Annotated in this window: 3 protein-coding genes; all 3 read left to right on the forward strand. The window is 41.9% G+C overall.

Features of this window, described 5'->3' with window-relative positions:
- Positions 1-5: 5 nt before the first annotated feature.
- On the forward strand, positions 6-1,025 hold the full coding sequence (locus F9Y84_RS11130; protein WP_161972749.1) for a TauD/TfdA family dioxygenase: 1,020 nt from the start codon (positions 6-8) through the stop codon (positions 1,023-1,025).
- A gap of 22 nt (positions 1,026-1,047) precedes the next feature.
- Positions 1,048-9,732 carry a non-ribosomal peptide synthetase gene (locus tag F9Y84_RS11135; protein WP_147388741.1) on the forward strand — a complete coding sequence of 2,895 codons (8,685 nt, stop codon included), beginning with the start codon at positions 1,048-1,050 and terminating at the stop codon, positions 9,730-9,732.
- A 97-nt stretch (positions 9,733-9,829) separates the two neighbouring features.
- Complete coding sequence (locus F9Y84_RS11140; protein WP_167508203.1) at positions 9,830-12,772, forward strand: amino acid adenylation domain-containing protein; 2,943 nt, start codon at positions 9,830-9,832, stop codon at positions 12,770-12,772.
- Positions 12,773-12,793 lie beyond the last annotated feature (21 nt).

Consider the following 12,793-nt stretch of genomic DNA (forward strand, 5'->3'; position numbering starts at 1 on the left):
CTAAAATGGCAAAAAGAACAATAACAAGAAGTCGTCAAGCTCCTATTTCTAGTTTAGATCTAGTGGCTTGCACTGAACTGTTTCAAGGTGACTCTTATGCACTGTTAATCACCCCCCAGGTTCCAGGCGTTAGCCTTAAAGATTGGACTCGTACGAACCAAAGCTTTATTGATCAAAAACTTTTGCAGCATGGTGCAATATTGTTTAGAGGCTTTGATGTTTATGGTGATAAGGAGTTTGTTGAATATGTTCGAGACTCACAGTATCAATTAATTGAATATGTAGAACGTTCTTCACCCAGAAAGACGATCGCGAATAATGTGTTTACTTCAACATTGTACCCAGATGATGAAACTATCGCGTTACACAATGAAAATACAGCGTCAATTTCATTCGCATTAAAAGTATGGTTCTTCTGTGAAGAAGAGCCGATCACTGGGGGAGCTACACCAATAGGTTGCAGCAAGCGTATATTGCAACATATAGACCCAGATGTATTAGATAAGTTTAGAAAAGTAGGCTGGACACTACATCGAAATTATGGAAAGTATTTGGCATATGATTGGAAAGATGCTTTCGCTGGACGTTCTAAAAGTGAAGTTGAAGAATACTGCCGTGTGAATCAAATTGACTTTCGATGGAAAGAAGACGACGGCCTCTTCACTAGCCAAACTCGCTCTGCCACGATTATTCACCCGCAGACTAATGAAGAATGTTGGTTCAATCACATTGCCTTCTGGCATCGTGCAAATTTGCCACCGTTTGTACTTGAAAGCATGTTAAGTCAAGTGGGTGAAGAAGGGCTACCATTTGATACCTTGTACGGTGACGGTACAAGGATCCCAGATGATGTAGCGAGACACTTGAAAGAAGCATATTTAAAAGAAAAGAAAATGTTTGATTGGCAAAAAGGGGATGTACTACTTATTGATAATGTGCTCTCTGTTCACGGAAGGGAGGCATTTACAGGCCCAAGAAAAGTACGTGTAGCCATGGCTGACCTTTATTCAAGACCTGAATTTTAATAATAATAATTAGGAGAAAATTATGTCTGATGGATTTCTGACTTCACCACAGCAGAGGGATCTTTTTCAAATACTTGAGCATGATCGCTCTGGTGCACAAATTGTAGTAGAGCTTAAAGGTAGTGTAGATATTGCTGCTTTAAAAGAATCTTTAAGCACTGTCGTGGAAAGGCATGAGATCTTTCAGACAGATTACACTGTTATTCCAGGGATGAAGTACCCACTGCAAGTGCTAGCGGGAGCAAACCTCGAATGGAGCGAGCATGAATTGAGTGAATCGTCGCTAACAGAGATTGCTAAAGTACAAAATGAAGAGTTCCAAAAAAGTGGTAATAGCAGCACAGTATATATCTCTTTAGTAAAAGAAGCCGAGAATAAGCATCATATCATTCTTTGCTGTCATGCCCTGGCTATGGACTACCAAGCCGTAATGACTATGCTAAAAGAGTGGTCCTATTGCTACGATGCTATACACGGATCAGGGTGTCCTGAACTGGAGGAGCCTCTACAGTATATCGACTATGCAGCATGGTTAGATGAGCTTCAAATGTCAGATGATGCTTTTGAAGGAAACAAGTTCTGGAGCAATTATTGCAAAGACTTTTCCCCACGTTTTAGCTTTGCGCTTGAAGAGCCAACAACAGAGCGTGCGTACACCCAACACAGTCAAGTTGTTAACTTACCTAGTGTGTATACAGAGCAGCTTAATGCGTATTGTTCACAACATGATTTGCGGGCTCAAGACGTGCTTTGCTCGATGTGGCTTTTAATTGTCTCACGCATGAGTGGGCAATCCAATCAAGCTGTCTCATTCAGGGTTGAAGGGAGAGATGATGAGCAGCTACAAAGTGTCATGGGTATAGTTCAAAAAGACATACCAATTTGTGTGGACATCACTGAGTTTAAATCATTTTTACCACTTGTTAAGCAACTTTCTAGGCAGTTAACTTCTATTCAAAGTTGGCAAGACTTTTATAAATGGCCTGAGTGTTGGAGAGAAGAAGCATCGGAATCGTTAGATATCGGTTTCGCTTTTTATAACAGCGCCTCTACACTTACTTGTTCCAACAGCGAGTTAAGTTGGGCCCCTAAACATATCCAGCTGGCTCCTTCTCTACACAAGCTAGCTTTGCATGCCGAAGTAAACATCGACAATAATATCGAGCTATGTTGGCGCTTTGACAGTAATGCTTATACTGAACAAGTAATCCAACAAATAAACAATGCGTTTATTACCCAAATGCGTTATTTGTTATCAGCACAAGTTGATGGGTTGCACAATATACCGATATTCGAGTTAGAAGAAGCAGCGCTAGATAATACCAAAGTTAAAACATCGACAGGCAATACAGTAAACAAAGCGATCCACCAACTAGTTGCAGAGCAAATCAAACAATGCCCCGATAAAGTGGCACTAGAGCATGATTCGGACACGCTTAGCTATCAAGAATTGGGTAATTGGGCGAATGCTATTGCGCAAAAGTTAGATGACAATGGGGTAGAAAAAGGGGAAGTAGTTGCCGTTTTTGCACCGCGTTCATTTTTACTGATCGCTGCTATGTTAGGGATTTCAAGAGCAAATGCAGTCTATTTACCACTGGATACTGAGTACCCAGAAGAACGCATCAAATACATGATTGAAGATTCAAACGTCAGCAAGGTTATTTGTTTAGCAGATGATCAACAACAGCTAGAGAAATACAACTTACAGCTGATTACGGTTAATAAACCCTGTGAATCAATAGCATACAATAAAAATCATGAATATTGTCAAGATGACGATGCCTATATGATTTATACATCTGGCTCGACAGGGAACCCAAAAGGAACTTTAATACCACATCACTCAGTGATAGCACATACATTATCCATGATTGAGTACTATCAAATGAGCGGAGCTGATCGTTCGCTCTTATTTGCACCAGCAAACTTTGATCCATCTATTGAACAAATCTATGTTGCGTTGGCGAGTGGAGCGACACTATGTATTAGAGGGCCCGTTGTTTGGAGTCCTGCTGAGTTAGCTGAAAAGATTGCACAGTATCAGTTGAGCGTGGTTAATATACCTACAGCATATTGGAATCATGTGGTTGATGATTGGCAAAACTTACCATCACTTGAAAAGGTAAGTAGCCTAAGGCTCATGATCGTCGGTGGAGATCGGATGGTAGCTGACAAAGCGAATAGTTGGAACGAGCTATTTGAAAACACTGTCAGATTAATAAATGCTTATGGCCCAACGGAAGCAACGGTAACGGCACTGGCGCATGAAGTTGGTCGCGACCAAAGTAACGCTATCTCAATCGGGCAGCCGTTACAGGGAAGGGAGGCTTATATCTTAGATGAAAAAATGAACCCTTTGCCCCCAGGCTTTGTTGGCGAGCTATATTTAGGTGGGATGAGCCTTGCTAAAGGCTATATAAACCGTGATGAAGAAACACGTGCTAAGTTTGTAACCTGTGAAATTGGCTCACAACGGAAGCGATTGTATCGTACAGGTGACAGAGGGTATTACGACATAGATGGTTTATTCTACTTCACCGGCCGAAACGATGCGCAGTTGAAAGTTCGGGGCTATCGCGTTGAGCTTGGTGAGATTGAATCGCAGGTACATGCTATTGCAGGAGTTACAGAGGCGGTTGTTATAGGACACCCATCGAACGGTGATGCAGATAGTGTTGAGCTTATGGCATTCTTCACGGCTGAAGCTGCCACAATAGATGTAGAGCAGCTGAAGAACACGCTAAAAAGCAAAATGCCGGACTATATGATACCCAATGCACTATTTCAGGTTGAAAGCTTTCCGATGACACCGAGTGGAAAAGTGGACAGAAAAGCTTTGGTAAGCGAAATAGATAAGTATCAAAAGGAAGAAAGTCGACCCTACCTTGCGCCAACAACAGAAACAGAAGCTGTATTAGCTAAGGTATGGGAGAGTGTCTTTTCACAAGACAAGGTGAGTATCAATAGTAGCTTTTTTGGGCTATATGGAAACTCTCTCAAAGCAATGAGGATGATTGCAAACATTCGTGACGCATTGGAAGTTAAGCTGACAATTAAAGAAATATATGATTCAGAAAGCTTAGCGTCGATGGCCGCACTTATTGATGAGAAAAAAGGTAAAGCGACGAGTAAACAAACTCAGTTGCCTGAGATTAAGCCGCTCAGCGGCACAGAGGATATTCCTTTATCTTATGGTCAAGAGCGAATGTACTTCCTTGATAAAATTGGTGAAAGTACAAAGTACCACATGACAGGCTTTGTTAAGATTAGTGGCCAGATTGATACTAAGGCTTTGGAAAAAGCCATTGCTTACACAATAGCAAGACACGATTCGCTGCGAACTAAGTTTAGTGAGTTAGGCGAGCGACTTTGCCAAATTGTGGAGCCACATATTCAGCTTCCATTACAACAGCTAGATATGTCTATAGAGGCTGATATTACTGATCTATCAAGCTATAGAGCGACATTAGAAAGCTGGGTTGAAAAACCATTTAACCTTGGTGAGTTGCCCTTGATCCGTGCATTACTTGTTCGTTTTGCAGAAGATAAATGGGTATTAGGACTATGTATGCACCATATTGTGGCAGATGGGTTGTCTCTGAATATTATTCTTGATGATATCACGTCTAGCTATAGAGATTTTGTACAACAAAAAGATGTGGAGGTCGTGCATCCTGCCATTCAATATACTGACTATGCGAAGTGGCAGCGCGACTTTATCAACGAGAAGACATTAGCTAATGAAGTGAAGTTTTGGAATAAGGAATTAAGTGGCTATCAAAACTTAGAAATGCTAACAGATCACCCAAGACCTAAAGTACTGTCAGGTAAAGGGGAGCGAGTACTTTTCAATCTAGACAAAGGACAATTTGATTCCTTAAAATCTCTATGTGATAGCCGTCAATTAACCGTATTTAGTATGTTAATCAGTGCGGTTCATCTCCTTTTACAACGATATTCAAATCAAACGGATTTTTGTCTGGGTATCCCGGTTGCAAATCGAGAGCAATCTCAAATCCAAGATACTGTTGGACTATTTTTAAATACAGTCGCATTTAATTTAAAAGGTATTTCTCAAGACAGTTCGGTTGGCCGTTTTCTTGAAACAACACAGGAGAAGATGCTAGAGGTACAGTCCAACCAAGCTCTGCCTTTTGAAAAGGTTGTAGAGCTCGTTGAGCCTGACAGAGACCTTAGCAGAAACCCCCTATTCCAAGTATTAGTTAACTATCTTGACCTAAATAATAATATTGACTTTGCAGGGTGTGATGCCGAGCTGATAGAGCCATTACAAATATCGGCCAAATTTGATTTAACTTTTGACTTTGCCAATACGGATGCTGGTGGGCTTGAACTACAAATCGAGTATTCTCAGGACTTATATAACAGAAGTACAATTGACAAAATTGGTGAGCAACTATTATACCTATTAGAATCGCTACAAGCGCAGTGGCTAAGTCCAATAAAGGATATTTCATATCTAAGTGAAGCGGATAAAAACGCTATCTTAAGTCACAGTAGAGGTAAGAAAAGCGATTTAGCTGCTACATCTGTGAAAGACTTATTTGCTCAGCAAGTTCAGGTATCTGGCCATAAAACGGCGATCAAATGCGAAGGGATGGAATTTAGCTATGAAACCCTAGATGCTCGAAGCAACCAAGTGGCAAATATGCTGCTCCAGTCTTCTCAGTTTGTACAAGGAGACTTTGTCGGTATTTTGATGGAGCGCTCTGAGAATATATTGATCACCATGTTAGGGATCATCAAAGCGGGAGGTGCGTTTGTTCCTTTAGATCCTACCTATCCAGCTGAGCGATTGGGATATATCGTTGAAAATAGCGACATGCGTTTAGTGATTTGTAGTGACACGCTAAGTGTTCAGGCAAGCCAGTATGGAGATGAGGTCACAGTATGCCGTATAAGCGAAACTGAGCATCTCAGTAGAGCTGCTGCCAGTAAAAAGTTAGAGCAAGAGCAACTGGCATACGCAATTTACACATCGGGTAGTACAGGAAAGCCTAAAGGGGTTCAAATATCACATGGAAGCTTTGTAAACTTCTTGATGAGTATGCAAGTAGAGCCTGGGTTTAACCGTGACGACTCCATTCTTGCCATTACACCATACAGCTTTGATATAGCGCTACTTGAGCTCTTTTTGCCTATTGTATCAGGTGGAACTTGTGTGATTGGCTCAAACGCTCAGTTAGCTAATATTGAGTCATTGGCGAACACCATCTCTGATGTCAAACCCAGCGTATTACAAATGACGCCTTCAACTTGGAGTGCATTGCTCAATTTCGGTATTGACCTCCCTAACAGCATTCGTGCGCTCTGTGGTGGTGAAAGCATGCCAACACAACTGAAGCGTCAGTTGTTAGATGTGACGAGTGATGCCTGGAATATGTACGGCCCAACAGAAACGACTATTTGGTCATCTTGCACTAAAATTAGTCGTGACGAGTCTGTTGCGTTAGGTCAGCCTATCTTGAATACAGACTTGTATATTCTTGATGAGAACCTTTCATTAAGCCCACAAGGCGCGCAGGGAGAAATTTATATTGGTGGTGCCGGCCTCTCAACTGGTTATATTGCTCGTGATGATTTAAATAGCCAGAGCTTTATAGACTCACCTTGGGGTCGATTATTCAAAACAGGAGACATGGGCCGTTGGGTCGGTGAACGAGATAACTTAAGTGTGCAGTATCTTGGTCGAAAGGATACTCAAGTTAAAGTTCGTGGATTTAGGATTGAACTGAGCGAAATTGAATCAATCCTTGAGCAACAGGCTGATGTCTCTGCAGCAGTCGCTATGATTAGTGGCAAAGGAGATATGACCACATTAGAAGCGTTTGTGCAGGTAATTGATGGCGGAAGTGTTGATACGCAAAGTTTGCTGACAATATTAAAGCAGCAGCTACCGCATTACATGGTACCTAATTATATTCAGCTACTTGAGCAACTTCCGAAAACACCAAGTGGTAAAGTGGATAGAAAGGCGTTAGCTAATCAGTTTACTGTCGCAAACGAGGTGCAAACATACGAGCTACCAAAGTCTAAAACAGAGCAAGAGCTATCGGTAATGTGGTGTGACGTTCTTGGTGTCTCACACGTGAGCAAAACAGACGGGTTTTTCAAACTAAAAGGCCACTCATTAAAATTGGCCAGTCTGTATAAACGGATCAAGGCCCACTTTGATGTAACCTTTTCACTGCGAGATCTGTTTGAAGCAGATTCATTAGAGCAGATGGCAAGCTTGATCGATAGGCATACATCAGGTGGGAATAAACAAGAGGCAATAATCCGTAATACATCAGCAACAGAGGGGCCGCTTTCTTTTGCTCAGCAAGGCTTATGGCTAGCAGATCAAATAGATAACCATCACACTAGGTATAATAATGTTGCAGCTATTGCCTTAACTGGCTCGCTCAATACTGCGAAGCTTGAGCAAGCAATCAATTGTGTGGTGGAAAAACATGCGGTACTGCGCACTGCGATTATGATGGATGTAGAAAAAGGCATCCCTCATCAAAAACTGGCTGCAATTGGAACTGTTGCATTACCAATTGAGCCGCTGCACCACCTACCGGAGTTTGAACAGCCGGATGCCATCAATAAAGTAGTTACCGAAGAGGAAGCTTACCAGTTTAACTTATCTGCTGCGCCTTTATGGCGGGCTCGTTTATTACAGCTCTCACCAGAGAAGTTTATTTTGGTGCTTAACTTCCATCACATTATTACTGATGGTTGGACAACGCGTCTGTTCATCAGTGAGTTGTGTCGCTTCTATGAGCAAGGACATAATGAGCAATCTACTACAGATACCTGCGATTCTGTAAGCTATATTGACTATGCCGTTTGGCAAAGAGATACGCGTAAAGATGAGCTCCAACAGCTACGCTTTTGGCAACAGTATTTGGCAGATATGCCAAACACGATGCTAGCACTGAGTGATAAGTCTGTACCGCAAGCCGGTGACGTGATTACAGGCTCCCAACAGTATGAGTTAGGCGCTGATTTGACGTCACAGCTAAGACGATTTAGTGATCAGACACACTTTTCACCATTTATGCTGCTTCAAACCGCATTCAATCTTGCGCTTGCAGCATTAACTGGAGAAAAAGATATTGTTATCGGGACAGATGTGGCAAATCGTGAGCATTATCAACTTGAGAATACAATGGGTTTCTTTGTAAATCAGGTGGCATTGAGAAATGCTGTAGATCATGACAGCAAGGTCTCAGAATTTCTTGATCAGGTTAAATCTAACACCTTAGATGTGTTGAGTAATCAAGAGGTGCCATTTGAAAAAGTTGTCAATCATCTAAGAGGAACGCAAGCAAATAGAAAGTCACCGATTTTTCAGATCAAGCTATTTTTAGATCAAGCGCCAGACACCGAAATTGCATTAGAAAACGTGCATTGTGAAGTTTTAGATATCGGTGAGCCCAAAGCTCGTCTTGATTTAACACTAGGTCTATTAGAGTATTCAGATACGATAAAAGGTAAGCTTGTCTATAATGCGAATGTGATAAGCGAAAAGCGAGTTGATGAACTATTGGCAAGCTTTGAAGCTGCATTAAGACAGATTGCGGCAGGCGCAGATACAGTAAAGGTAGGTGAGTTAATTAATTCTCTGCAACAAAATCTTGCGACACAACGGCAGAATCAAGAAAATGCACTACTAGAAAAACAGTCAACACTTAAGATAACAGGGCGCCGCAGGGGGGCGGATAATAACGGTTCTGCGATTGTATTAACGCCCCCAAGCAACATCAGTGAGCCAATGTCTATCAGTGCTTCACAGCCTGGTGTGAACTTAAGGAATTGGATAAATAGCAATAAAGCTATTGTAGATTCTTATTATTCACGGTATGGTGCTATTCTATTTAGAAATTTCAATGTTGGATCAGTAGAAAACTTCTCCAGCATAGCGAATCTGCTAATCAGTGATTTAGTTGAAGATAATGGCGAGCACAATCCAGTTGATGGTCACGCGACTGTACAGACTCCAGTTCAGTACTCGAGCGAACATCATTTGTTGTGGCACAATGAAAATACATTTAATAGCACATGGCCTTCTCGAATTATGTTTGGGTGCCAAGTCGCCGCCCTTGAGGGGGGAGAAACGCCACTGGTAGACACGAATGCGGTTTATCAAGCTTTACCTGTTGAGGTTGTTGAAAAGTTTAAACAGCATGGTGTGATGTATGTTCGAAATTATTCTCGTACTGATGATGTAGGCTTAGGTTGGGAGAGCGTATTCTGTACAACCGATAAAGCAATTGTTGAAAGAAAATGTAAAGAGCAAAACATCCGCTTTGAATGGCTAGAGAAAGACAAGCTGCGGACTTATGCGGTAAGACCTGCTTTTGTAACAGACCAAGAAAATAAATGTTATTGGGTAGCTCAAATCCAGCATTGGCACTTTTCTTGTTTGGATGACAATACTAGGCAATCAATAGCGACTGTTTACAGCGAAAGTGAATATCCTCGTAACTGCTATTTTGGTAATGGGGACAAAATAGAAGATGGGTTTGTATCAGATTTATTAGCGCTATATAAAAAGCTTGAATCGTCATTTGCTTGGCAGGACGGCGATGCTTTATTAGTCGATAATGTCATGATGGCTCATGGGCGAAACCCGTATAAAGGTGACAGAAAGCTTCTTGTATCAATGGGCAACCTAATCACATTTGAAAGCTAAGGGTAATATTTTGAACGAAAATTGTTATGCAATGACAATTCAGCAACGCAACCTCTGGGCTCAACGCCCGGAGGTTGTAACTGAAAAGTATAATTCAGTGTCAATAATCATCAATGGTATTATTGATAGACAGCGGCTTAGAGACAGCTTACATGAAGTGATTAATGAACATGAATCACTGCGTATGGAGCTGGTACATGATGAGCTGTATCATCAGCCAAGACAGAGTGTCGTATCACCTAAATTAATATGGCAGGAGACGCCAGAGGGTGATGATAATCAAATACCTACAAGTGGAAGCTACGGCGTTCATGCGACACTAACAGCACTCGCGATTGATAAACATCAGCTAGCTATCCGTGTGCCAGTATTGTTTACAGATAGCCAGAGTTTACAGAATATCTTTAAGCAATTAGTTTCTCGGTACAATGGTAAAGCTCCCTCATTGGCTTCAACAGAATATATTGATTATGGACTTTGGCAGCAAGAAATGATTGAACAAGACAATCAAGCTACCGAATTTTGGTCATATCATGAAAATGAAGTCGAGGATATTCAAGCACCTTCTGAGCGTGGTAATTATGAAGTTGGATTACCTGATTCAGTCGAAAGTAATATTGTTCTAGCGCAGTGGGCTGGTGTATTGGCTCAGTACTCGGGGAACAACCCATTATCTATCAATGTGGTACTAGACGGTCGTGTGAACCCAGAGCTTCGAGATGCAGTGGGCTTGTATGCGCGAGCGCTACCTCTACAGCTAACCATAGGTGAAACTGAATCTGTAAAAGATGTTGCGTTGCAACTCGCCGATAAGCTCAAGGCGAACAGCGCGTATCAATTATATGCACCTGAAGCGATCAGTAGTTCTATGGCATTTGCTTTTCAAGAGATACAAATTCACAATGTGCAGGCTTCTGAAGGGGCTGAGTTCGTTATTGTAGATCTAGACTGTTGCCATACTTATCAAGGCATTGTGCTAAAGTTGCTTTGTTTTGAAAATGGCAAAAGAGTGGCCAAGTTTGATTATGCAGAAGATCAATACACGACAGAACAGATTGAAGACTTAGCTAATATGCTCTCATGTGCGTTGTCTCATCAAGATGACGATAAGGCACTGTTGGCGACTCAGCTTTTAGATGCTGAAAAAGAGCAAAGCTTACTGTCACAGCTTAACCCTACACCATCTACCGCACCTAACTTGACGAGTCTGTTTTCTGACTCTTTTGCTGCATATGCAAAAGATATCGCTGTAACAAATGGTGAGGTTAGTTATGATTATGCCACGCTAGGCTCTGATGTGGGTAAATGTATAACCTTTCTAACATCCCATGGCTACGGACGTGGCGACACGATAGGTGTGATGTTGCCTCGAAGCTATGAGTTACTTGTACTTCTCCTTGCATCTATATATTCAGGAGTTAGCTATTGCGCCATTGACCCTAAAACAAAGGGTAAACGTCTAGAGCGTTTGCTGACAGGTCTCAAATGCACGTTTGTGAAGCACTCCTGTGTAGAGGTGCTAGATAGCGTATGTCACGACACGAAGGTCTTTGATATTGATTCGGCATGGCAAAGTATTAGTGAATGTTCTGAGGTCTTGCTGCAAGATATCACTGACAACACTGATATTGCATATCGACTTTATACTTCTGGTTCTACAGGTGAACCAAAAGGGGTCGAAGTAACTCGTCAAGGGCTCGCAAATTATTTATCTTATGCAGCTAAGCATTACTTATCTCATCAAGGTAACAGCTTAGTTCATACCGCCATAAGCTTCGACCTGACTGTAACCTCGTTGTTTTCTCCCTTACTTGTTGGTGGCAGCGTTCAGCTGGTTGAGGGCGATGAGACTGATGATTTTAAACGTGCGCTGGTTGATATCAAAAATATCAACTTACTTAAAATTACCCCATCACACCTGAAGCTAGTAAACAGCTGGCTCGCCTCAGGGGAGTTGGAAAGCCTTTGTATAACCCATTTGGTTGTTGGTGGCGAATCCTTACAGCATGAAGATTTGGCTCCTTTGTTCCAACACAACCCAGATATCAAGGTGTTCAATGAATATGGCCCCACAGAAGCAACTGTAGGTTGTTGTGTAGCTAGATTAGAGCGTGGTGGTAAGGGCAACGCTGCAATTGGTCTGCCAATCGACAATATGCAAATGTATGTGCTAGATAACGCCTTGCGAGTTGCACCTTATGGTATTGCTGGTGAAGTTTATATTGGTGGTACAGGACTTGCTGCCGGCTACTTTGAAAAAGAACAACTCACGCGTGAGCGCTTTTTGACAGTGCGTATAGCTGGCGAGGATAAGCGACTATATAAGTCGGGTGACGTTGCGAAGTTAAATCGCACGAAACAAGGTGCAGAGTTAGTATTTCTAGGACGTAATGATCGACAAATTAAGATTAATGGCTATAGAATTGAGCTAGATGAGATTGAGCGCGTTATTAGTCAAGTTAGCGGTAAGAATACCTTGGTTACTACTCGAGAAAATCAACTATCCAAATTGTCGATTTGTGCTTTTCTAGAGACTCCAGAGCAGGATCTAGAGGAAACGCTACCGTATCAATTAGAGGAATTTCTTCCACACTATATGATACCCGACAAAGTGATAACCTTAGATGCGTTCTCGCTTAACACCAACGGTAAAGTCGATATTCAAAAGCTGTTGGCTCATGCAGATTCAAAGCTTAGTAACGTTGCGTATGTAGAACCTAATACGCCCCTTGAAGCGCAGTTGGTGAGTATTTGGCAAGAGAGCTTAAAGGTTGAGCGAATAGGGATAAACGATAACTTTTTTTCCTTGGGTGGAGATTCTATTCGAGTAGTACAGATTGTTGGAGGTGCTAAAAAGCAACAATTGGAAATTTCTTCTGAAGATGTTTTTCAAGCGCCTACTATTGCAAAACTGGCCAACTTGATTGAAACGCGACAGAAACGTCAGGCTGCTGATGAAGCACAGCTAACAGAGCAGTTGCTAGCGGAAATAGAAATGCTTTCAGAAGAAGAAGTGGAGAGGCTTTTGGCTGAAGGCTAAAAGGTTTGGTAATCGGACAGG

This window comes from Pseudoalteromonas peptidolytica (assembly GCF_012641745.1).
Lineage (GTDB): Bacteria > Pseudomonadota > Gammaproteobacteria > Enterobacterales > Alteromonadaceae > Pseudoalteromonas > Pseudoalteromonas peptidolytica.